A 22,269-nucleotide genomic window follows, 5' to 3' on the forward strand; every position below is an offset into this window, starting at 1 on the left:
CACCCCCGTCGCAGCCCCGGCCGCTCGGTCGTCTCTTTACTCTCCCCTTTAAACGACCGGTCCCATCTGCGGGTTCCCGACGCCAACGGATACAGTCACGCCGAGGCAACGACGGGGACAGGAGAGGGTCATTACCGGCAACCGGCAGACGAGCTGGGCGTTCGCCGACGCCTATGTCGCCGAGGACGACGCGCTGCTCTGGGCACGCGACCGGGCCCGGGACGCGGGCCTGCGTTCGGTGACTCCTGGCACGGGCTCCGCGCTGGGGTTGCTCGCCGCCGCCGTGGACGCCAAGGCCGTCGCGGAGATCGGCACCGGCTGCGGCGTCTCCGGGATCCATCTGCTGCACGGCATGCGGCCGGACGGGGTACTGACCACGGTCGACCCGGAGCCGGAGCACCAGCAGTTCGCCCGCCAGGCCTTCCGGGCCGCCGGCTTCGCCAGCAACCGGGCCCGCTTCATTCCGGGCCGCGCCCTGGACGTCCTGCCCCGGCTCGCGGACGCCGGTTACGACCTGGTCTTCTGCGACGGCGACCGCCTGGAGTACCTGGACTATCTCGCTGAATCGTTGCGCCTGCTGCGCCCCGGAGGTCTCGTCGCCTTCGAGGGCGTCTTCGGCGCCGGCCGGACGATCGACTCCGGACCGCAGCCCACCGAGGTGCTGCGACTGCGGGAAGTACTGCGCGCGGTGCGCGAGAGCCAGGAACTGGTGCCGTCGCTGCTGCCGGTGGGCGACGGGCTGCTGTGTGCCGTCAAACGGTGAACGACCGGCCCGAGGGGCCCGCGGGAAAAACCCGTGATCTCACGTGAAAAAAGAAAAACAATCACCCCGGCACCATGTCCGGTACCGGGGCGACTGAACGGATATGGTCGCTCGCGCGTCAGCCGACGACCTTCTTGAGGGCGTCGCCGAGCGCGTCGGCCTCGTCGGGGGTCAGCTCGACGACGAGTCGACCGCCGCCTTCGAGCGGAACGCGCATGACGATGCCCCGCCCCTCCTTGGTCACCTCGAGCGGGCCATCGCCCGTCCGCGGCTTCATGGCCGCCATGCTCGTTCCCCTTCCTGATACCAGCTCACCGTCACCGCCGACGGCCCGTGAGGGCACGCGCAGTCCGGCATGGACGCGCGACACCGGCATCGAACACATTGCTTCCCAGCCATTATCCCGCATCCCAGGACCCGATGACCAACATCGGTCGGCATCGCTTGGGCAACGCGCGCGAGCAAAACCACTCAATTCGGCGATGTGACTGCGATACTGCGCGCCCCCGACCACTTCCGCCGAATGGATACGGACCGGAATTCTTTGACGCAGGTCACATCTCCCGAGCGATCCGTTGCCGGTGATCTCCGTCATGCTGTGTCCCGGACACGCATGTACGACGACGACGCGGAGGGGAACCCATGGCCGACACCGTGCTCTACGAGGTGAGCGACGGGCTCGCGACGATCACGCTGAACCGCCCAGAGGCGATGAACGCGCTGAACATCGAGACCAAGGTCGCGCTCAGGGAGGCGGTGCGCTCCGCGGCGGGGGACGACGCCGTACGGGCGGTCCTGCTCACCGCGGCCGGGGAGCGGGCGTTCTGCGTGGGCCAGGACCTCAAGGAGCACATCGGACTGCTGGCCTCCGACCGGGAAGCGGGCTCGGGCCAGACCATGAGCACGGTCAGCGAGCACTACAACCCGATCGTGCGGGCGCTCGCCGAGGCCAGGAAGCCGGTGGTCGCCGCCGTGAACGGCGTGGCGGCCGGGGCGGGCTTCGGCTTCGCGCTCGCGGCGGACTACCGGATCGTCGCGGACACGGCGGCCTTCAACACGTCCTTCGCCGGGGTCGCGCTCACCGCCGACTCGGGCGTCTCCTGGACGCTGCCGCGCGTCGTCGGCCCCGGGCGCGCCGCTGACCTGCTGCTCTTCCCGCGCAGCATCGGCGCCCGGGAGGCGTACGAGCTGGGCATCGCCAACCGGGTCGTACCCGCCGCCGACCTGCGCGCCGAGGCCGAGCAGACGGCGCGGGCACTGGCACAGGGGCCGACGGTGGCGTACGCGGCGCTGAAGGAGGCGGTCGCGTACGGGCTGACGCACTCGCTCTCCGAGACGCTGGACAAGGAGGACGAGCTGCAGTCCCGGGCGGGTTCCTCGGAGGACCACGCGATCGCGGTGCGGGCGTTCGTCAACAAGGAGAAGCCGCGCTATCTGGGCAAGTGATCCGGTGCTCGTCGGCTCTCCCGCGCCACGCATGATTCCAGGTGGTCGTCGACCAGTCCGCACGCCTGCATCAGCGCGTAGGCCGTCGTCGGGCCGACGAAGCGCAGCCCCCGCTTCTTCAGGGCCTTGGACAGCGCCGTGGACTCCGGTGTGACGGCCGGGACGTCGGCGAGGGTCTTCGGCACCGGGCGCCCGTCCGGGTCCGGGGCGTGCGACCAGATCAGCTCGTCCAGCTCACCGGGGCCCCACTCGGCCAGCACGCGGGCGTTGGCGAGGGTCGCGTCGATCTTGGCTCGGTTGCGGATGATGCCCGCGTCGGCGAGCAGGCGTTCGCGGTCCTCGTCGGTGAAGGCCGCCACCTCGGCGATCTCGAAGCCGGCGAAGGCGGCGCGGAAGCCGGGGCGGCGGCGCAGGATGGTGATCCAGGACAGGCCGGACTGGAAGGCCTCCAGGCTGAGGCGCTCGTACAGGGCGTCGTCGCCGTGGACCGGGCGGCCCCATTCCTCGTCGTGGTACGTCACGTAGTCCGCGGTGGACAGGGCCCAGGGACAGCGCGGCGCGCCGTCCGGCCCGGCGACGGCCTCCCCGGCGCTCACTGCTGCTCCCCTTGGGCCGGCTTCTCCATGGAGACGTGCTGGTGGGCGACGGCGGCCCGGGCGCCGGCCAGCGCGGACTCCAGGTCGGCGATGCGCGCGTCGCGTTCGGCCAGCTCGGCGCCGAGACGGCCGAGGGCGTCGTCGACGTCCGCCATGCGGTAGCCGCGGGCGGCGAGCGGGAAGCGGAGGCGTTCCACGTCCGCGCGGCCCACCGGGCGGTCCGGGGGCAGGGAGTCCCGCAGTCGCTCGGGGGCGGCGTCGGGCAACGGCCCGCTGTCGCCGCCGCTCACCACGGCGAGCGTCACCGCGGCGACCACGACGGCCAGCGCGACGACGAGGAAGAGGAACATGACCATCGCTGAGGCCCCCATGGTCGGGTCGAGCGCGGCGATCGCGTGGGTTCGAGGATTCGACGGATCGCGTGGCTGCTTGGATCGGAGTCGGAACCGGGTTCCGAGCCGGAGTCGGTTGTGTCGGGTCCGATCGTGCCATGCGAGTCTGACAGTCGGGGCCGCAGGCGGTCGAAGGGCGCCCCGAGGTCGATCGGCGGAACGTGAGAACGGTATGGACGAGGAGATGTCACAGGGGATGCTCAGGCTGGGCAGGCGTGAATTCGCGGCGCACGAGCCGGTGATCATGGCGATCGTGAACCGGACCCCGGACTCCTTCTACGACCAGGGGGCGACCTTCCGCGACGAGCCCGCCCTCGCGCGTGTGGAGCAGGCGGTGGCCGAGGGCGCCGCGATCATCGACATCGGCGGAGTGAAGGCCGGGCCCGGGGACGAGGTGTCGGCCGAGGAGGAGGCGCGGCGGACGGTGGGGTTCGTCGCGGAGGTGCGGCGGCGGTTCCCGGACGTCGTGATCAGTGTGGACACCTGGCGGCACGAGGTCGGCGAGGCCGTGTGCGAGGTGGGGGCCGACGTGCTGAACGACGCGTGGGGCGGCGTCGACCCGAAGCTCGCGGAGGTCGCCGCGCGGTACGGGGTGGGGCTGGTGTGCACACACGCCGGCGGCGCCCAGCCGCGGACCCGGCCGCACCGGGTGACGTACGACGACGTCATGGCCGACATCCTGAAGGTGACGCTGGGGCTGGCCGAGCGGGCGGTGGCGCTGGGGGTGCCGCGGGAGTCGGTGCTGATCGATCCCGGCCACGACTTCGGGAAGAACACGCGGCACAGCCTGGAGGCGACGCGGCGGCTCGAGGAGATGGTGGACACGGGGTGGCCGGTGCTGGTGTCCCTGTCCAACAAGGACTTCGTCGGGGAGACGCTGGACCGGCCCGTGAAGGAGCGGGTGCTGGGGACGCTGGCGACGACGGCGGTGTCGGCGTGGCTGGGGGCGCGGGTGTACCGGGTGCACGAGGTGGCGGAGACGCGTCAGGTGCTGGACATGGTCGCGACCATCGCGGGACACCGGGAGCCCGCCGTCGCCAGGCGGGGACTGGCCTAGGGCCTGTCGTTTGGATCAGGTCGGCTGAGAGAGGCTGCGCCTTTCAGCCCACCCGAGCGGGGCGTGGTGCGTGCAGCTGCAAGGCGGAGGAGGGCGGCAGGGCGGAGCCCTGGCAACCGACGACAACGCCGCAGATGCGCGTGCCACGCCCCGCGACGCCGGCAAGATCCAAACGACAGGCCCTAGGCACCGGCTCGGGTACCGGGGGGGCCGCCCCCCCGGCGCTCCCGGCCCGTGCCTACCGCCCCGCCTCCTTGGAGACCAGGGCGACCGCCTCGTCCACGTCGTCCGTGACGTGGAAGAGCAGGAGGTCCTTCTCCGCGGCCTTGCCCTGGGCGACCAGGGTGCCGCGGAGCCAGTCGACCAGGCCGCCCCAGTACTCGGAGCCGAACAGGACGATGGGGAAGCGGGTCACCTTCTGGGTCTGCACCAGGGTGAGGGCCTCGAAGAGTTCGTCGAGGGTGCCGAGGCCGCCGGGCAGGACCACGAAGCCCTGCGCGTACTTCACGAACATCATCTTGCGGACGAAGAAGTACCGGAAGTTCAGGCCGATGTCGACGTACGGGTTGAGCCCCTGCTCGAAGGGCAGCTCGATGCCGAGGCCGACCGACGTGCCCTTCGCCTCCAGGGCGCCCTTGTTGGCCGCCTCCATGGCACCGGGCCCACCGCCGGTGATGACCGCGAAGCCGGCCTCGACCAGGCCGCGCCCGAGCCGCACGCCCGCCTCGTACTCCGGTGAGTCCGCCGCCGTACGGGCGGAGCCGAAGACGCTGATCGCGGGCGGCAGTTCGGCGAGGGTGCCGAAGCCCTCGATGAACTCCGACTGGATGCGCAGGACGCGCCAGGGGTCGGTGTGGACCCAGTCGGTCGGGGCACGCTCGTCCAGCAGGCGCTGGTCCGTGGTGCTCTTCTGGACCTGACCCCGCCGCCGGAGGACAGGGCCCAGGCGCTGCTCCTCCGGTGGCCGCTTCTTGCCCTCGGGGTTGCCGGTAGCCATGCGCGCTCCCTCCAGTTGCAGGTTCTTCCACCTCAGCGTAGATCTACGCGGGTTACGTACGAGGGACCTGAGCATGTCCGTCACACAGCGGCGTAAACCCGGTGTGGATCACGCCGTCAGCCAGGACCGCAGGCGCTCCTCGCCCGCGAGGATCTTCGCCGTCTCGACCCGCTCGTCGCGCTTGTGCGCCAAGTGCGGGTTGCCCGGGCCGTAGTTGACCGCGGGGACGCCCAGCGCCGAGAAGCGCGACACGTCCGTCCAGCCGTACTTGGGCTGCGGGGTGCCGCCCACCGCCTCGATGAAGGCCGCCGCGGCCGGGTGGGACAGCCCCGGCAGGGCCGCGCCGCTGTGGTCGTCGACCACGAACTCCGCCACCCCGCAGTCCGCGAAGACCTCCCGCACGTGGGCGAGGGCCTCCTCGGGGCTGCGGTCCGGGGCGTAGCGGAAGTTGACCGTGACCACGCACTCGTCGGGGATGACGTTGCCCGCGACCCCGCCCGTGACGCCGACCGCGTTCAGGCCCTCGCGGTACTCCAGGCCGTCGATGACCGGGTAGCGCGGCTCGTAGGCCGCCAGGCGCGCGAGGATCGGGGCGGCGGCGTGGATGGCGTTGGACCCCATCCAGGAGCGCGCGGAGTGCGCCCGCTCCCCCGTCGTCCTCAGCAGCACCCGCAGCGTGCCCTGGCAACCGCCCTCCACCTGGCCGTCCGACGGTTCGAGGAGCACCGCGAAGTCGCCCGCCAGCCACTCGGGGTGGGCCTCGGCGACGTGCCCCAGGCCGTTCAGGTCGGCGGCGACCTCCTCGTTGTCGTAGAAGACGAAGGTCAGGTCGCGGTTGGGGGCCGGGACGGTGGCGGCGATGCGCAGCTGGACCGCGACGCCCGCCTTCATGTCGCAGGTGCCGCAGCCCCACAGGACGCCGTCCTCGTCGAGCCGGGACGGTACGTTGTCCGCGATCGGGACGGTGTCGATGTGGCCGGCCAGGATCACGCGCTCCGCCCGGCCCAGGTCCGTGCGGGCCATCACGTTGTTGCCGTACCGCTCGACCGACAGGTGCGGCAGGGCGCGCAGGGCGCTCTCGATCGCGTCCGCGAGCGGCTCCTCGGTGCCGCTCTCGGAGGGGAAGTCGACGAGCCGCGCGGTGAGCTCCGCGGCGTCCAGCGTGAGGTCAAGCGGGATATCGGCCATGGCCCCGACCCTAACGCCCCTGCCCTTTCGGGCACTGTCCGTACCCGGCGGACACCACTCCCTACCCTCCAGTACCTTGTACGCGTGCTTCAGCCGTCGCCATCCCGCAAACGCCATGGCCGCCTTCTCCGTTCCGGCGCGGCCTCCGTGGTCCTGCTCGCGGTCGCCGGGTACCTCACGGTGCAGTACGTCACCGGGGGCGCCCCGGGCTGCGAGGTCGTCTCGGCCGAGGACGGCCGGACGACCTACGAGTTCACGCCGGAGCAGGCGGTGAACGCGGCGACGATCACCGCCGTGGGCACCGCGCGCGACCTGCCGGAGCGGGCGGTGACGATCGCGCTGGCGACCGCGCTGCAGGAGTCGACGCTGCGCAACATCGACTACGGCGACCGCGACTCGCTCGGTCTGTTCCAGCAGCGCCCCTCCCAGGGCTGGGGCACCCCGAAGGAGATCATGGACCCGGCCTACTCGGCGGCCAAGTTCTACGACGAGCTGGTCGAGGTGCCCGGCTACACCCGCCTCCCGCTGACCGTCGCCGCCCAGCGCGTGCAGCGCAGCGGCTTCCCGGAGGCCTACGCCAAGCACGAGACGGACGCCAGGCTGCTCGCCGCCGCGCTGACCGGACGGTCCGCGGCGACGCTGACCTGCGAGGGACGCCCCGGCGCGGCCCGGGCCCAGGGTCCGGACGCGGTCCGCGCGGCGCTCGTACGGGACTTCGGGCAGGACGTGCTCCAGTCGGCCGGAGCAGCCGTGGACGACACCTCCGCGACGCCCACGGCCTCGCCCGCACCGAGCACGGGCACCAAGGGCGGCGCGGGCGGCTCCGACGGCCGGACCGTGACGCTGCCCGTGACCGGCACGGACGCGGAGGAGCGCCTCGGTCAGCGCGGCTGGCAGCTGGCGCACTGGGCGGTGGCCAACGCCACCTCGCTGCGCATCGAACGGGTCTCCTACGCGGGCCGGGAGTGGACCGCGGGAAGCACCGACAGCAAGTGGCGTCCGACGGGTTCGGGCAGCACCGGCGGCGCCGAGCGGGCCGCGGGCGCCGTCCGCATCACCTCCGCGCGGTAGCGCTCGCCCGTACGGGTCGTCACTCCTGGGAGTTACCCGCACCGGCGTCGGGTCGACGCGGTGCGCGGGTTTTCCGGTCATCACCCGCGAATCCGCCGGAGCCCAGGAAAATCAAGGGCTGTAAGGATTCGGCAGACTTTCCGACCGGCGCCCTTTTGCCCGTTTTTCTGTGCACCTGATAATGCGACACATTACCAACTCTTTACTTTGTGTCGCCGCAACCTTCGTGGCCTTCGAGCGGTAGTCACTGCGTCCGAGCCCGGTCGATCACTCGCCGGGCACGGTCGGATTCCTCATCATTGACTTCCGTCGAAGGAGCATCATGTCCCTCCCCCTGACCCGCCGGATCGCCCGTGCCGCGCTGCTCGTCGCTGCGGGAGCGGCTGCCGGGGTCGGTGCGGCCGGCTCCGCCAGCGCGGCTCCCGAACTGCCGGCCGCCCCGAACCTCGGGGGACTGACCGCCCTGGACGGGGCGAACGTCGGCAACACCGTGGACGCCGCGGCCCAGAACGTCACCGAGACCGCGGGTGACACCGGCAGCAAGGCCGTCAAGAAGACCGTGCCGGCGGCGGGCAAGACCGGTGGCTCGGTCGTCAAGAAGACCACCCCGGTGGCGCAGAAGGCCGCCGGGGACGCCGCGGGCTCCGCCGGCGAGATCGTCGGTGACACCGCGGGGACCGCCACCGAGGGCGGGCTGCCGACGGACGCGCTGGGCAAGGGCGGGCTGCCGGCCACCGGTTCGCTGCCGGTGCAGGGGCTGCCGCTCGGCTGACGGCGGCCGCACCCCGCTCGTACGGCGCCGGGGCCCAGGGTTCGCTCCCTGGGCCCCGGCGTTCTGCATGCCTGCGTCGAGCCAGTCCGTCAGGCCGTCAGGCGCTCCACCGCCGCGCGGACGCGCTCGTCCGTGGCCGTGAGGGCCACCCGGACGAAGTTCGCGCCGGCCGGGCCGTAGAAGTCGCCGGGAGCCACCAGGATGCCGCGCTCGGCCAGGTGGGCCACCGTGTCCCAGCAGGACTCGTCGCGGGTGGCCCAGAGGTAGAGGCTGGCCTCGCTGTGCTCGATGCGGAAGCCGTGGCCGAGGAGCGCCGCGCGCAGGGCCGTGCGGCGGGCCGCGTAGCGCTCGCGCTGGACGCGGACGTGCTCGTCGTCGCCGAGGGCCGCCACCACGGCCGCCTGGGTCGGCGCGGACGTCATCATGCCGCCGTGCTTGCGGATCTCCAGGAGGGGCCCCAGGACGGCCGGGTCGCCCGCCAGGAAGGCCGCGCGGTAGCCGGCGAGGTTGGAGCGCTTGGAGAGCGAGTGGACGGCCACCAGGCCGTCGTACGAGCCGCCGTTGACGTCCGGGTGCAGGACGGAGACCGGGTCGGCCTCCCAGCCCAGCTCCAGGTAGCACTCGTCGGAGACGACCAGGATGCCGTGCTCACGGGCCCAGGCCACGACGCGGGTCAGGTCGGCCTTCGACAGGACCCTGCCGGTGGGGTTGGACGGGGAGTTGAGCCAGAGGAGCTTCAGGCCCGTCGGGTCCAGCTCCGTCGGATCGTCGTACGCCTCGTACTCCGCGCGGGCCAGGCGCGCGCCGACCTCGTACGTCGGGTAGGCCAGGCGCGGGAACGCCACCCGGTCGCCGGGGCCGAGGCCCAGCTGGGTGGGGAGCCAGGCGACGAGTTCCTTGGAACCGACGATGGGCAGGACGTGGCGGTGGGTGACGTCGCGGGCGCCGAGGCGGCGCTCGACCCAGCCGGTGATCGCGTCGCGCAGTGCCGGGGTGCCCCAGACGGTCGGGTAGCCCGGGGAGTCCGCCGCGTCGATCAGGGCTTTCTGGATCAGCTCGGGGACCGGGTCGACCGGGGTGCCGACGGAGAGGTCGACGATGCCGTCCGGATGCGCGGCGGCCGTCTTCTTGTACGGCTCCAGCCTGTCCCAGGGGAAGGCCGGAAGGCGGTCGGAGACTGCGGACACGGTTACTGGCTCACTTTCTTCGGTGCGGCCGGTGCTGCCTGTGCGGTTCCGGGGCGAAACGCCTCGGTCCCGTACGGCACCGATCGGGGGCGATCAGCCGTACGGGACCGAGGCGGCGCGGTGCGGGCCGCTCCTACTGGTTCTGCGGCGGCAGCGCGGCGACGAAGGGGTGGTCGCGCTCGATCAGTCCCAGCTTGCTGGCGCCGCCGGGCGAGCCGAGCTCGTCGAAGAACTCGACGTTCGCCTTGTAGTAGTCCTTCCACTCCTCCGGAGTGTCGTCCTCGTAGAAGATCGCCTCGACCGGGCAGACCGGCTCACAGGCACCACAGTCGACGCATTCGTCCGGGTGGATGTACAAGGACCGCTGGCCCTCGTAGATGCAGTCGACCGGGCACTCCTCGATGCACGCCTTGTCCTTCACGTCGACACAAGGCTGCGCGATGACGTAGGTCACGCTGTCGTTCCTCCTCGATTGGGCGCTGGCGGGCCTCCTCAGGCTCCGCCGCCTGGCGCGCGGGAGCGCGGCGTCGTCGATGCCCGCCCCTAGTATCTCCGTTCTTGGGCATGATCCGAACAGGAGGGGTGAACCGACCCGTGGAAATCTCTGCCGCAGGGCGCCTTGAGGTCCGTATCACCGTTGCTGACGTGGGCAAACGAGTCTCCGTGCGGCGCTTGAGCGAACCGGGTGTCGCGGGTGAGAAGTTCACCGACACGGTGGGGGTTCTCACATCATGGGACGACGGTGTGCTGCGGATCACACGCAAGAGTGGCGAGTCGGTCCGTGTCCCGGAGTCCGCGCTGGTCGCGGGCAAGGTCGTGCCGTCGGCGCCGGCGCGGCGGCGCGGTCCCGCCGCCTCGTACGAGGAGCTGGCGCGGGTCGCCGCGCGGGCCTGGCGGCCGGTGGAGAGCGAGCGGCTCGGTGAGTGGGAGCTGCGGGCGGCCGCCGGGTTCACGCGGCGGGCCAACTCCGTGCTCCCGCTCGGCGACCCTGGAATGCCGCTCGACGAGGCGCTGACCGCCGTACGGCGCTGGTACGCCGAACGGGGCCTGCCCGCGTACGTCCAGACCGCCACCGGGGCCGAGGGCACGCAGGAGCCGCTGTGCGCGGAGCTGGAGCGGCGGGGCTGGGTGCGGGAGGTGACGGCCGAGGTGTGGACCGGCGGGCTGGCGCAGGTCGCCGACCTGTCGGAGGGGACCGGCGTGGTCCTGTCCCGGGAGGCGGACGAGGCGTGGCTGGCGCGGTACCAGCGCAAGGGCGTGAGCGAGGTGGCCCTGCGGGTACTGGCCGACGGACCGTCGGTGTGGTTCGCGACGGTGCCCGGTGCGGACCCGGCCGCCCCGGCGGCGATCGGGCGGTGTGTCGTGGACGGCCGGTGGGTCTCCTTCGCGGCCGTCGAGGTCGACCCCGCGCAGCGGCGCCGGGGGCTGGCGACCGCCGTGATGGCCGCGCTGGCCCGGCGGGCGCTCGACGAGGGCGCGTCGGCGGCGTGGCTCCAGGTCGAGACGGACAACGCGGGGGCGCGGGCGCTGTACGCCGGGATGGGCTTCGCGGCGCATCACGCGTACCACCACTACCGGGAGCCCGCGAGCGCCGGGACGGACCGGTAACCGATCGCCGTGGAAGGGCACGAGCAAGCTATGCGTCACCCACGTTCTCCGCATCCCCCGTCGCCGGAACGCTCCGCCGAGCTGCGACGGCGGTTCGCCGAAGAGGCACGCTCCGAGCGGCCCGACCTGGCCACGCTGTGCCTGCTGGTGGGCGCGGAGGCGGACGGGGCGCTGGACGAGGCGGGTCTGGACGCCGCGCAGATGGAGCTCGACGAGCTGGCCGGACAGCTGCCGTTCCGGCCGGGTTCGCCGTCGGCCTGGGCGGCGGCGCTGCGGGACCTGCTCGGCGAGCGGTACGGCTTCCACGGGGTCGCCGCGGACTACCAGCGGCTCGAGTCGTCGTTGCTGCACGAGGTGCTGCGGCGCCGGCGCGGGCTGCCGATCATGCTGTCGGTGGTGTGGCTGGAGGTGGCCCGGCGGGCGGGGGCGCCGGTGTACGGGGTCGCGCTGCCGGGACACTTCGTGGTCGGGTTCGGGGCGGAGTTCGGACCGGAGGAGGGGCGGGTGCTCGCCGATCCGTTCGACGGGGGCCGGGTGCTCAGCGGGAACGACGCGGAGGTGCTGGTGGCGGGGGTGACGGGGGCCGCCCTGCGCCCGTCGATGCTGGAGCCGGCGGCGCCGTTGGAGGTGGTGTCGCGCATCCTGAACAACATCCGGGCGTGGGCGGCGGCCCGGCCGGAGCGGTCGGATGTCGGGCTGTGGGCGATCGAGCTGGCGTTGCTGCTGCCCGCGCATGCGGCGCGGCTGCGGTACGAGCGGGCTCGGTTGCTGGTGCAGCGGGGGGAGTTCTCGGCGGGGGCCGGGGAGTTGGAGGCGTACGCGGAGGTCGTGGGGGCGGTGGACGAGGCGGTCGCGGAGCAGGTCCGGGGGGAGGCGCGGGCGGCTCGCGCCATGCTCAACTGAGGACGCGAGGGCCTGTATTGAGTTCCCCGTCGTCCGCCCGAAGGGCGGGCGCAGCGGCGGTCCGTGCAGCGAGCGTGCGTGCCGGGCGTCGGGGCGCAGACGGGGAACTCAATACAGGCCCGAGGGGGCGCCCGGCGAGTGCCGGGCGCCCCCTCGTGGAGTGGCGTCGTCAGCTGGGGTCGGTCTCGATGACCGCCACGCGGTCGGTCTTGCTCTTCAGGGCCTGGCGCAGGGCGCCGTAGACGTCCTCGGGGGTGACGGGCGTCTTCTCACCGTTGGCGCGGGTGATGAGCACGCCGTCGAACGTCCCGCCGTACAGTTCCTTCAGGGCGTTGAGGTCGGGCTTGTCGACGAGTTTGCCGTTGACGGCCGTGACCCGGAGGAACTTCCACAGCGACTTCTCCGGGCTCATCAGGATGGAGTGCGCGGCGTCGGTCCGCACGGTCACCTTCGCCGACATCGCCGGCTCGGCGAACTCCTTCATGATCCGGTCGACCTCGGCCTTGGAGACCGTGGGCTGCTGGGTGGTCGTCGGCACGTTCACCGGGGTGGCGGTGCCCGTCTCCACCTGGGCGCGGTACGCCTCCTGCACGGCCTCGGTCGACTTGGCGACGTCGATGCCCTTGCCGGCCTTGCCGTACACGGGGACGGCCTTGCCGGACTCGAACCTGACGGTGCCCTCGGTCACCGATCCGGCCCCGCCGGCGGCGTCCTCCAGGGCCGCGTGCAGCTTCTCCTCGTCGACGGGCATGACCGGGTCGACGACACGCTGCCGGCCGAGGAGGGAGCCGAACACGGACATCGGGTTGTAGTCGCTCTTCGCCGCCGCGCTGGCCGTGGCCTGCGTGTCGAGCTGGAGCCCCGCCTGGTCCGGCTTCAGGGAGACCGTCTCGCCGCCGACCGTGAGCTTGAGCGGCTTGCTCGCGCGGGCGGAGAGGACGTCGTCCAGCTTCTCGACGGCGTCGTCGCGCGTGCCGCCGCCGATGTCGACGCCGAGCACGGTGGTGCCCTTCGGCACGTCGGAACGGTTCATGAGCAGGCCGGCGCCGTAGGTGACACCGGCGACGAAGACCAGGCCGCCGACGAGCAGCGGGAGCTTCCTGCGGCCCTTCTTCTTGGCCGGCTTGGCGGAGCTCGCCGGGGGCGCGGAGACCGGCTCGGGCAGCTTCGGGGGGGTGTGCGGCAGCGGTCCGTCGGCGGACGCGCCCTGGAACGGCGCGTTCCGGTCGGTCGGCACGACGGGGATGCCGCTGGTGACGGTGTTCCCGGAGACGTTGTCCGGGTTGCCGTAACCGGGAGTGCCCGGCTCGGGGGCCGGCTTCTGCGGGGTGAGGATCGCGGTGTCGTCGCTGAGCCCACCGCCGGGGCCGAGACGGGCGGCGTCGGCGCCGGTGCCGGGGCCGGTGCCGGGGCTCTGCAGCCTGCCCGGGGCGGCGGGGCCACCGGGACCGCCAAGACCACCGGGACCACCGGGACCGCCTGGACCACCGAGACCGCCCGGACTACCGGGACCACCCGGACCACCCGGACCGCCAGGACTACCGGAACCACCCGAACCACCGAGACCGCCCGGACTACCGGGACCGCCTGGACCGCCTGGACTACCCGGACCGCCCGGACCGCCGGGGCCCCCGGGACCACCCGGACCGCCCAGGCCGTTCGGTGCGGGCCCGCGCTGTCCGCTGGGCGCGCCCGGGCCGCCGGGTGTCCTGGGCCGGCCCAGGTCGCCGAGGTCGCCGACCGGGGGCGGCGTCAGCCGGCTGTCGCCGGTGACCGGGCCGCTCGTCGCGCCCGCGGGACCCCGGGTGTCGCCGTACGGGGACTGCCCGTTCGGGCCGCTCTGCCCGCTGCGGGGGCCGGGGCCCTGGTTGCCCTGCCCGTTCTCCGGGAAGTACGGCAGGTCGTCGCGGCGTGGTTCGGCGCCGCCGCCGTCGGAGCCCGGGCGGGTGCCGTTGCCGTTGCCCAGCGGTCCGGCCGCCAGCGCCTCGGTCACGTCGAAGGAGCCGGTGCCGCCACCGTGGCCGGGCGCCACGGGTCCGCCCGTCGCCCCGGAGAGACCGGCGCCGCCCGTGGCGCCTGGCCGGGAGCCGCCCGGCACGTTCATGGAGCCGACGACGCCACCGGGGCGGCCACTCCCGCCGCCCGGTCGCGCACCGGCACCGGAAGCACCGGCACCCGGTCCCGCGGCACCCGCGGAGGGCGCGCCCGGCGTACCGGCCGCCGCGCCGGAACCGCCGGGCAGACCGGCACCGTTGGTGGAGCCGCCACCCTGAGCGCCCTTGGCCGGGCCGGACTTGCGCGGCGCGAACCAGTCGCTGGCCGGCTTGTCCTCGGTCGGCCGGGCGGGCTGCCCCGGCTCGGCGGGGGCCTCGACGGCGCCCGAGGGCTCTGCGGCGCTCGGTGCCGACGTGGGCGCGGGCCGCTCGGCCGTCGTCTCCGTGTCACCGGCGGCGCCCTCGGCGTCCGTGACGGGCTTGCGCACGACGACCGGCGGGATGGGCCGCGATCCCGGGATGTTGATCCGGATTCGGGTCGTCAGCGTCGTCTCGGTCTTGCGCTCCTCCGGCCGCGAGGCCGAACGGCCCGCGTCCGCACCGGCGTCGGAAGCCGTGGGTGTCCCGTAGGGCGGGGTACCCGACGGGTATGCGGCTCCGCCGCGCCCGTGGGGCCCGGAGGACGAACTGTCAGTTTCACGACTCAAGGCAGGTTCTCCCGGTTGGCTCCGCCGCCCGGCACACCAGAAAGCGGGCGGCTCGGCGGCGCGCACCACCATACTGGCCACCTCTCGCGCGTATCCCGTGACCGCCGGGGAAACCCACACCGGACTCGCACGCCCGCGCCGCGGCGAAGTAGTACGTCACTTGCCAAGTCGGACGGCGCCGCCGTCCGGTTGCCGCACCGGTGCGAGGGTGGCACACATCACAGCGACGGCGATCCCGCCGAGCAGGAAGAGGTAGGAGCCGCTGCCGGCCGCGAAGAGGAAGTCGCCCTCGGGACGGCTGGTCGTGAGCAGGACCACGGCGAGCGCCCACCCCGCGGCGGGCGCGACGGCCCCGCCCCGGCGGCCCACGGCCCGGCCCGCTCCGACGCAGAGCCCCGCCTCGGCGGCCAGCGCGAGCAGCAGCCCGCCCGGGAACCACCCCGGCTGCACCAGCGCGCCCGAAACCCCGACCAGGGCGCCGAGCACGAAGAGCCCCAGATAGAGGGCCGCCCGCCCGAGCGAGGGCGCGCGCAGCGGCTGGGCCAGGGCGGAGGTCGTCGGCTCGGCACGCCCGCTCATGACGCCACCTCGGTCCCCGCGGTCCCGGTGATCCCGTCGGTCCCGGCGATCCCGGCGAAGAGGTCGCTCTCGCGGCCGTCACCGTCCCCGGACCGCTCGCCGCGCACCAGTTCGTAGTACTCGGTGGTGAAGACCGGCTGGGCCAGTTCGTTGGAGAGGGCGAAGTACGGCTCGGCGACGGTGATCTGCGTGACGTGCGCGCGCATGGCCGCGGTCTTGGCGGCGTTCGCGCCGCCGTCGCCCCGGATTTCGGTGGTGATCCGCTCGTCGTCGACGACGCCCGGTACGTCCTCGACGCCGGCCGCCTTCTCGAAGGGCAGACCGGGCAGGTCGTCGCGGAGGCGGGCGAAGGCGTCCTCGGCGACGGTACGGGGGACGCGGTTCCAGTAGACCTTGTCGACCGGGCACCCCGCCTCGGCCGCCAGCTCGGCGGCGCGCATGGCGATGCGGTGGGCCTGGATGTGGTCGGGGTGGCCGTAGCCGCCGTCGGGGTCGTAGGTGACGAGGACCTGGGGACGCACCTCGCGGATCACCTCGACGAGGAGTTCGGCGGCCCGGTCGACGTCCGCCTGCCACAGGCAGCCGGGGTCGTCGTTGTCGGGCAGACCCATCATCCCGGAGTCGGCGAACCGTCCAGGCCCGCCGAGCAGCCGGAAGTCCTCGACGCCGAGCGCGCGCATCGCCGCCGCCAGCTCGCCCCTGCGGTGCCCGCCCAGGGCGGCTCCGGTCAGGTGCCCCAGCTCGGGCGGGATGACCTCGCCCCGCTCGCCGAGGGTGCAGGTCACCAGCGTCACGTGGGCGCCTTCGGCGGCATACCTGGCCATGGTGACGCCGTTGTTGATCGACTCGTCGTCCGGGTGCGCGTGCACCAGCAGCAGACGCCGGGCGGGGAGTTCCGTCATGGACTCCACCCTATGAGGTCGCCGCCCCGTCCCCGTAACGCGGGAGACCGTCCGTGGACCGGCACGTCGGAGCAGGCGGGACGGCAGCCTTTCACAGCCCGCGCACAACCCGCGCCGAGCCGACGCATGGACTTCGTTGGCAAGCTGACCGACAGGTCGGCACCGGCGTCCCGTCCCGGGAGCCCGGTGCGACCCCAACGGTCCTGTCACCTCCCGACGGAAGGCGCCCATGCGCAAGCCGAAAGCCAGCCAGACCCCCGACGGCCCCGCCTACCAGGGGCGCCTGCTTCCTCATCCCGAGGAGGAGGTCGTCGACCAGGGGCTGAAGTTCGACGTCGGCACACTCGTCTCCCGCAGGCGGGCCCTGTCCTTCCTCGGAGGGGTCGGCGGCATGGCGGCCCTCGCCGCGTGCGGCTCGGGCTCGAACACCAGTACCTCGACCAAGGCTACGGCCTCCGCGTCGTCGTCCGGCCTGACCGAGATTCCCGACGAGACCAACGGGCCCTACCCCGCGGATGGCACCAACGGGGTCCAGGTCCTGGACCAGGACGGGATCGTCCGGCAGGACATCCGCTCGAGCTTCGGCGACTCCACGACCACCGCCCCGGGCATCCCCCTCACCTTCGAATTCACCCTGCTGGACATCGCCGAGGACGGCCGACCGCTCGCCGGAGCGGCCGTCTACGCCTGGCAGTGCGACCGGGACGGCAACTACTCCCTGTACTCCAGCGGAATCGAGAACGAGAACTACCTGCGCGGCGTCCAGGTCGCCGACGACGACGGCCGGGTGAGGTTCGACAGCATCTTCCCCGCCTGCTACCCGGGCCGTTGGCCCCACATCCACTTCGAGGTCTACCCCGGCCTCGACTCCGTCACCGACTACGACAAGCGGCTGTCGACCTCCCAACTGGCCATTCCCAGGACCGACTGCGAAACCGTCTTCGCCACCGACGGTTACGAGTCCTCCGTCGACAACCTGGCCAAGCTCACCCTCAAGACCGACAACGTCTTCGGCGACGACGGCGGCGTCCACCAGTTGGCGACGATGAGCGGATCGGTGAAGGCCGGCTACACGGCGAAGCTGACCGTTCCCATCGACACCGGCACCGAGCCCACCGGGGGCAACGCGCCCGGCGGTGACAGCGGCGACCCCGCAGGGGGCCAACCGCCGAGCGGTGCCCCGACCGGCGGCCCGCCGCCCGGCTCGGCACCCTCGGGCGGGCCGGGCAGCCCGGAGGCGTCGGCTTCGGGTACTTGACCTGGAGCGGCCGCCCGGACGCCCAAGCGCCGTTCACGCGTCTGTGAACGCCACCCTTCGCCGTCGAGCACATGAGCGATGGCCAGGGCGATGCGCTTGGTCCAGGGTCGACCTGTCCGCCATCCCACCCCCGGCCGACAGGCCCCTGCGTCAGAAGTTGATGCTTCCGATCATCCCCGCGAGGTTCGTCGTCAGCTCACTGATCGTGGGCGCGACGGTCGACGAGGCCAGGTAGAAGCCGAGGAGCATGCACACGACCGCGTGCCCCGCCTTCAACCCTGACTTCTTGACCAGCAGGAAGACGATGATCGCCAGCAGCACAACCGCCGAAATCGAGAGTGCCACGGCGGCTCACCTCCAATAAGCCCAGGGACATGGGGAGGGTCGGACGCGGTCGGACGCGGTCCCACCTTGGGGCAGATAAATCCACGCAGCGGGCACCTGGTTGATACCCACTATGCGCTAGTGATCATAACTATCCGTGCGCGCGCATCTCTCGGCGCACGGCCGCACAAGGGGGCGCATGGCCAATATGGTCAAGGCATGACGACCGAGTCCGACTCCTTCCCCAAACGGCACGCCCGCACCCAGCGGTTCACGCTCGGCGCGCCGCGTTCGTTCACCGTGGCACCCGACGGGTCCCGGGTCGCCTTCCTGCGCTCCGGCACCGGCACGGACCGGGCCAATTCGCTGTGGATCCTCGATACCGAGGAGGGCGGCGAGCGCGTCGCCGCCGATCCGCGCGCCCTCCTGGGCGGCGCCGAGGAGCATCTGTCGCCCGAGGAGCGGGCGCGGCGTGAGCGCAGCCGCGAGGGCGGTGCCGGCATCGTCGGCTACGCCACCGACGCGGCCGTCGAGCTGGCCTCTTTCGCCTTGTCGGGGCGGCTCTTCGCGGCCGAACTGCGGGCCGGGACGGCGCGTGAACTGCCCACCCCCCAACCGGTCATCGACCCGCGCCCCTCCCCCGACGGCCGGCACATCGCCTACGTCGCCCGGGGCGCCCTGCGGGTCGTGGGTGCCGAGGGGGACGGGGACAGGGCGCTGGCCGAGGCGGACACGGAGGGCGTCACCCACGGGCTCGCCGAGTTCGTCGCCGCCGAGGAGATGGGGCGCAGCCGGGGCTTCTGGTGGGGTCCCGGGTCGGACCGGCTGCTCGTGGCACGCGTGGACGACACGCCGGTCAGCCGGTGGTGGATCTCCGACCCGGCCCATCCCGAGCGTGATCCGCACCAGGTGCGGTACCCGGCGGCGGGCACCGCCAACGCGGACGTACGGCTGTTCGTGATCGGGCTGGACGGGGGGCGCACGGAGGTCCTCTGGGACCGGGCGCGGTATCCGTATCTGGCGCGAGTGCACTGGTCAGCGGCGGGTGCACCACTCCTCCTCGTACAGGCGCGCGACCAGCGCAGCCAGTTGTTCCTGGCCGTGGACACCGAGTCCGGGGCGACCCGGATGGTGCACGCCGACGAAGATCCAGTTTGGCTGGAACTCTTCCCCGGCGTGCCCTGCTGGAGCCCCTCCGGGCAGCTCGTGCGGATCGCCGACGAGGGCGGCGCGCGCGTACTGGCGGTCGGTGAACGACCGCTCACGGGTGCCCAGTTGCATCTGCGGGCGGTGCTGGACGTCTCCGGCGACGACGTGCTGGTTTCCGCGTCGGCCGGCGAGGAGGCGGCCGAGCCGGAGACCGGCGAAGTGCACGTGTACCGGGTGAACGAACTCGGCGTGGAGCGCGTCTCGCAGGAGCCCGGCGTGCACTCGGCGGTGCGCGCCGGAGGCGTGACCGTTCTCGTCTCCGCGACGCTCGACCGGCCGGGGACCCGGGTGCGGGTTCTGCGGGACGGGAAGCCGCTGGCGACCGTCGCCTCTTACGCCGAAGACCCCGGTTTGTCCCCGCGCGTGACGCTCACCGAAGGGGGCGCACGCCGTGTCCCGTGCGCCGTGCTTATGCCAAGGGACTACCACGGTGACACCCCCCTCCCCGTACTCCTGGACCCGTACGGTGGCCCGCACGGTCAGCGCGTGGTGGCCGCGCACAACGCCCACCTCACGTCGCAGTGGTTCGCCGACCAGGGCTTCGCGGTCGTCGTCGCCGACGGGCGGGGCACTCCCGGGCGCTCCCCCGCCTGGGAGAAGGCCATCAAGGACGACGTGGCCGCGGTCGTGCTCCAGGACCAGGTGGACGCGCTCCAGGCCCTCGCCGCCGACTTCCCGCTCGACCTGAACCGCGTCGCCATCCGTGGCTGGTCCTTCGGGGGCTATCTGGCCGCCCTGGCGGCCCTGCGCCGGCCGGACGTCTTCCACGCCGCCGTCGTGGGCGCCCCGGTCACCGACCTGCGGCTGTACGACACCCACTACGAGGAGCGCTACATCGGCCACCCGGGCGAGCAACCGGAGGTCTACCGCCGCAACTCGGTGATCGACGACGCGGGCCTGGTCGACGCCGCCGAGCCGCGACGCCCCATGATGATCATCCACGGGCTCGCGGACGACAACGTGGCGGTCGCCCACTCCCTGCGGCTGTCCTCGGCCCTGCTGGCCGCGGGCCGCCCGCACGAGGTGCTCCCGCTGTCCGGCGTCACGCACATGACCCCGCAGGAGTCGGTCGCCGAGAACCTGCTGTTGCTCCAGGTCGACTTCCTCAAGCGGTCACTGGCGTAGCGTCACACGAAGGCACCAACCGCTTTAACACGCAGGCAACTTCACCGAAGCGGCACCGATATACGGACGCGCGACGCTGATCAGCGTACGGCCGTGCGGGTGCCGTAAGCGGGCCGGGGAGCGCCATGTCACCCCGGCCCGCTGCCGTGCCTCCCGGTGCCGTCGTCGTCCGCCTCTGGGGGGACTACCTGCTTCTCCTCCGCGAAGTGGCACGCCGAGTCGTGGGCCGCGGGACCGGTGGTGTGCCGGAACTCGGCGGGGACGGCGAGCGCCGGTACCTCCAGGGCGCAGCGCTCCCGCGCCTTCCAGCAGCGGGTGCGGAAGCGGCAGCCGGACGGGATGTTGGTCGGGGACGGCACGTCGCCGGCCAGGATGATGCGCTCGCGGTGCTCCCGGGCCTCCGGGTCGGGCACCGGCACGGCGGACAGCAGCGCCTGGGTGTAGGGGTGCGTGGGATGGTCGTAGATCTCGGCGTCGCGGCCGGTCTCCACGATCCGGCCGAGGTACATCACGCCGACCCGGTCCGAGATGTGCCGGACGATGGACAGGTCGTGGGCGATGAAGATGTAGGACAGGTCGAACTCGTCCTGGAGCCGGCCCATCAGGTTGATCACCTGCGCCTGGACGGACACGTCGAGGGCCGAGACCGGCTCGTCCGCGACGATGATCTCCGGGCGCAGCGCCAGCCCCCGCGCGATGCCGATGCGCTGGCGCTGGCCGCCGGAGAACTGGTGGGGGTAGCGGTTGATGTACTCGGGGTTGAGGCCGACGACGTCCAGCAGGTGCTGCACCCTCCCCCGCCGGTCGCCCTTCGGCGCCACCTCCGGGTGGATGTCGTACGCCTCCCCGATGATGTCGCCCACGGTCATGCGGGGGTTGAGGGAGGTGTAGGGGTCCTGGAAGACCATCTGGATGTTGCGGCGTACGGACTTGAGGGCCTTGCCCGACAGCTTGGTGATGTCCTCGCCCTTGTAGCGGATCTCACCGGCCGTCGGCTTCTCCAGGTTGACCAGCATCTTGGCGACCGTGGACTTGCCGCAGCCGGACTCGCCGACGATGCCCAGGGTCTCGCCGCGGTCGAGGTGGAAGTCGACGCCGTCGACCGCCTTGACCGCGCCGACCTGCTTCTTGAAGAGGATGCCAGTGGTGAGCGGGTAGTGCTTGACGAGACCGCGGACTTCGAGGATCGGCTCGGTCGTCTCAGCCATGCAGGCACTCCCTCCAGAAGTGGCAGGCGCTCCCGCGTTCCGCTTCGGACTCCGTCACGTCGTACAGCGGCGGTACGTCGGTGCGGCAGACGTCCTGGGCCATCGGGCAGCGGGGGTGGAAGGCGCAGCCGGGCGGGATGCGGGTGAGGTTGGGCGGCAGGCCCTTGATGGCGTAGAGCTCCTGGCCCTTCTGGTCCAGGCGCGGGATCGACTCGAGCAGGCCGCGGGTGTAGGGGTGGGCGGGCGCCTTGTAGATGTCGTGGACGGGCGCCGTCTCCACGATCCGGCCCGCGTACATGACGGCGATCTTGTCGGCCACGTCGGCGACCACGCCCAGGTCGTGGGTGATGAGGATCAGGCCCATGTGCAGCTCGCGCTGGAGTTCCGCGAGCAGGTCCATGACCTGGGCCTGGACGGTGACGTCGAGGGCGGTGGTCGGCTCGTCGGCGATGATCAGCTTCGGCTCCAGGGCCATCGCCATCGCGATCATGATGCGCTGGCGCATGCCGCCGGAGAACTGGTGCGGGTACTGCCGCACCCGCTCCTTGGCGGCCGGGATGCGGACGCGGTCCATCAGCTCGACGGCCTTGGCATGGGCGTCCTTGCGCGACATGCCGCGGTGCACGGTGAACATCTCGGCGAGCTGGGCGCCGACGGTGAGGACGGGGTTCAACGACGACAGCGCGTCCTGGAAGATCATCGCCATCTCGGCGCCGCGGACCTTCCGGCGTTCCTCCTCCTTCAGCTTCAGCAGGTCCCGGCCCTCGAAGAGGACCTCGCCGGCGGTGATCCGGCCCGGGGGCATGTCGAGGATGCCCATGACCGTCTGGGCGGTGACGGACTTGCCGGAGCCGGACTCGCCGAGGACGGCCAGGGTCTCGCCCGCGTCGACGCCGTAGCTGACGCCGTTGACGGCCTTGGCGACGCCGTCCCGGGTGTGGAACTCCACGTGCAGGTCGCGCACTTCCAGCAGCATGCGGCGG

The 22,269-nt window shown here is 72.5% G+C and carries 22 protein-coding genes; 9 read left to right on the forward strand and 13 right to left on the reverse strand.

What is annotated here, in order from left to right:
• The first annotated feature begins 64 nt into the window (after positions 1–64).
• Complete coding sequence (locus RI578_RS13855; RefSeq protein ID WP_310875757.1) at positions 65–763, forward strand: O-methyltransferase; 699 nt, start codon at positions 65–67, stop codon at positions 761–763.
• A gap of 118 nt (positions 764–881) precedes the next feature.
• On the opposite strand, the gene RI578_RS13860 is transcribed toward RI578_RS13855, so the two are convergent.
• A complete protein-coding gene (locus RI578_RS13860; protein WP_003966491.1) occupies positions 882–1,049 on the reverse strand; it encodes a DUF3117 domain-containing protein in 168 nt (55 codons plus the stop codon).
• Positions 1,050–1,405: 356 nt separating this feature from the next.
• Between RI578_RS13860 and RI578_RS13865 the strand changes: the two genes are divergently transcribed.
• Positions 1,406–2,209, forward strand: a complete 804-nt coding sequence (locus tag RI578_RS13865) for an enoyl-CoA hydratase-related protein (RefSeq protein ID WP_310871373.1) — start codon at positions 1,406–1,408, stop codon at positions 2,207–2,209.
• Here RI578_RS13865 and RI578_RS13870 read toward each other — a convergent pair.
• Positions 2,194–2,805, reverse strand: a complete 612-nt coding sequence (locus RI578_RS13870; protein WP_310871374.1) for a DNA-3-methyladenine glycosylase I — start codon at positions 2,803–2,805, stop codon at positions 2,194–2,196. The two genes, RI578_RS13865 and RI578_RS13870, sit on opposite strands and share 16 nt — an antisense overlap.
• Positions 2,802–3,161, reverse strand: coding sequence for a DivIVA domain-containing protein (locus RI578_RS13875; RefSeq protein WP_310871375.1), 360 nt, complete (start codon positions 3,159–3,161; stop codon positions 2,802–2,804). The genes RI578_RS13870 and RI578_RS13875 overlap by 4 nt, the downstream gene beginning before the upstream one ends.
• Before the next feature lie 232 nt (positions 3,162–3,393).
• Here RI578_RS13875 and folP point away from each other — a divergent pair, with 232 nt between their 5' ends.
• Entirely contained in the window at positions 3,394–4,254 is an 861-nt protein-coding gene (gene folP / locus RI578_RS13880) for a dihydropteroate synthase (protein ID WP_310875758.1), read from the forward strand.
• 238 nt (positions 4,255–4,492) lie between these two features.
• Here the strand turns inward: folP and RI578_RS13885 are convergent, their stop codons facing one another.
• Entirely contained in the window at positions 4,493–5,251 is a 759-nt protein-coding gene (locus RI578_RS13885) for a TIGR00730 family Rossman fold protein (RefSeq protein ID WP_310871376.1), read from the reverse strand.
• Between the two features lie 108 nt (positions 5,252–5,359).
• Positions 5,360–6,439: a succinyl-diaminopimelate desuccinylase gene (gene dapE / locus RI578_RS13890; RefSeq protein ID WP_310871377.1), complete on the reverse strand. Its 1,080-nt coding sequence runs from the start codon at positions 6,437–6,439 to the stop codon at positions 5,360–5,362.
• Positions 6,440–6,523: 84 nt separating this feature from the next.
• On the opposite strand from dapE, the gene RI578_RS13895 reads away from it, so the two are divergent.
• Together RI578_RS13895 and RI578_RS13900 are read left to right on the forward strand one after the other, a co-directional pair.
• On the forward strand, positions 6,524–7,510 hold the full coding sequence (locus tag RI578_RS13895) for a heavy metal transporter (protein ID WP_310871378.1): 987 nt from the start codon (positions 6,524–6,526) through the stop codon (positions 7,508–7,510).
• A 322-nt stretch (positions 7,511–7,832) separates the two neighbouring features.
• The gene (locus RI578_RS13900; RefSeq protein ID WP_310871379.1) at positions 7,833–8,282 is read left to right on the forward strand and encodes an ATP-binding protein; all 450 of its coding nucleotides are present in this window, start codon (positions 7,833–7,835) and stop codon (positions 8,280–8,282) included.
• A gap of 89 nt (positions 8,283–8,371) precedes the next feature.
• Here the strand turns inward: RI578_RS13900 and RI578_RS13905 are convergent, their stop codons facing one another.
• Both RI578_RS13905 and fdxA read right to left on the reverse strand, forming a co-directional pair.
• Positions 8,372–9,469 carry a bifunctional succinyldiaminopimelate transaminase/glutamate-prephenate aminotransferase gene (locus tag RI578_RS13905; protein ID WP_310871380.1) on the reverse strand — a complete coding sequence of 366 codons (1,098 nt, stop codon included), beginning with the start codon at positions 9,467–9,469 and terminating at the stop codon, positions 8,372–8,374.
• Positions 9,470–9,602: 133 nt separating this feature from the next.
• Positions 9,603–9,923, reverse strand: coding sequence for a ferredoxin (gene fdxA / locus RI578_RS13910; protein ID WP_003973842.1), 321 nt, complete (start codon positions 9,921–9,923; stop codon positions 9,603–9,605).
• 140 nt (positions 9,924–10,063) lie between these two features.
• Here fdxA and RI578_RS13915 point away from each other — a divergent pair, with 140 nt between their 5' ends.
• Both RI578_RS13915 and RI578_RS13920 read left to right on the forward strand, forming a co-directional pair.
• Complete coding sequence (locus tag RI578_RS13915) at positions 10,064–11,077, forward strand: GNAT family N-acetyltransferase (RefSeq protein ID WP_310871381.1); 1,014 nt, start codon at positions 10,064–10,066, stop codon at positions 11,075–11,077.
• 30 nt (positions 11,078–11,107) lie between these two features.
• Positions 11,108–11,980, forward strand: a complete 873-nt coding sequence (locus RI578_RS13920) for a transglutaminase-like domain-containing protein (protein WP_310871382.1) — start codon at positions 11,108–11,110, stop codon at positions 11,978–11,980.
• Between the two features lie 169 nt (positions 11,981–12,149).
• Here the strand turns inward: RI578_RS13920 and RI578_RS13925 are convergent, their stop codons facing one another.
• The 3 genes from RI578_RS13925 to mshB form a co-directional block, all read right to left on the reverse strand.
• Positions 12,150–14,681, reverse strand: coding sequence for a hypothetical protein (locus RI578_RS13925; RefSeq protein ID WP_310871383.1), 2,532 nt, complete (start codon positions 14,679–14,681; stop codon positions 12,150–12,152).
• A 156-nt stretch (positions 14,682–14,837) separates the two neighbouring features.
• A complete protein-coding gene (locus RI578_RS13930) occupies positions 14,838–15,260 on the reverse strand; it encodes a DUF6113 family protein (protein ID WP_310871384.1) in 423 nt (140 codons plus the stop codon).
• Positions 15,257–16,162 carry an N-acetyl-1-D-myo-inositol-2-amino-2-deoxy-alpha-D-glucopyranoside deacetylase gene (gene mshB, locus RI578_RS13935; protein ID WP_310871385.1) on the reverse strand — a complete coding sequence of 302 codons (906 nt, stop codon included), beginning with the start codon at positions 16,160–16,162 and terminating at the stop codon, positions 15,257–15,259. Before mshB ends, RI578_RS13930 begins: the two co-directional genes overlap by 4 nt.
• A 229-nt stretch (positions 16,163–16,391) precedes the next feature.
• On the opposite strand from mshB, the gene RI578_RS13940 reads away from it, so the two are divergent.
• On the forward strand, positions 16,392–17,420 hold the full coding sequence (locus tag RI578_RS13940; RefSeq protein ID WP_310871386.1) for an intradiol ring-cleavage dioxygenase: 1,029 nt from the start codon (positions 16,392–16,394) through the stop codon (positions 17,418–17,420).
• A 150-nt stretch (positions 17,421–17,570) separates the two neighbouring features.
• Here the strand turns inward: RI578_RS13940 and RI578_RS13945 are convergent, their stop codons facing one another.
• Positions 17,571–17,765 (reverse strand): hypothetical protein, encoded by a 195-nt coding sequence (locus RI578_RS13945; protein ID WP_121749054.1) that lies wholly within the window; start codon positions 17,763–17,765, stop codon positions 17,571–17,573.
• Positions 17,766–17,963: 198 nt separating this feature from the next.
• Here RI578_RS13945 and RI578_RS13950 point away from each other — a divergent pair, with 198 nt between their 5' ends.
• Complete coding sequence (locus RI578_RS13950) at positions 17,964–20,078, forward strand: prolyl oligopeptidase family serine peptidase (RefSeq protein ID WP_310871387.1); 2,115 nt, start codon at positions 17,964–17,966, stop codon at positions 20,076–20,078.
• Positions 20,079–20,206: 128 nt separating this feature from the next.
• Here RI578_RS13950 and RI578_RS13955 read toward each other — a convergent pair whose 3' ends face one another.
• Both RI578_RS13955 and RI578_RS13960 read right to left on the reverse strand, forming a co-directional pair.
• A complete protein-coding gene (locus tag RI578_RS13955; protein ID WP_310871388.1) occupies positions 20,207–21,286 on the reverse strand; it encodes a dipeptide ABC transporter ATP-binding protein in 1,080 nt (359 codons plus the stop codon).
• A complete protein-coding gene (locus RI578_RS13960; RefSeq protein ID WP_310871389.1) occupies positions 21,279–22,262 on the reverse strand; it encodes an ABC transporter ATP-binding protein in 984 nt (327 codons plus the stop codon). The genes RI578_RS13955 and RI578_RS13960 overlap by 8 nt, the downstream gene beginning before the upstream one ends.
• Between the last annotated feature and the right edge of the window lie 7 nt (positions 22,263–22,269).

This window comes from Streptomyces sp. BB1-1-1 (genome assembly GCF_031597775.1).
GTDB classification, from domain to species: Bacteria; Actinomycetota; Actinomycetes; order Streptomycetales; family Streptomycetaceae; genus Streptomyces; species Streptomyces thinghirensis.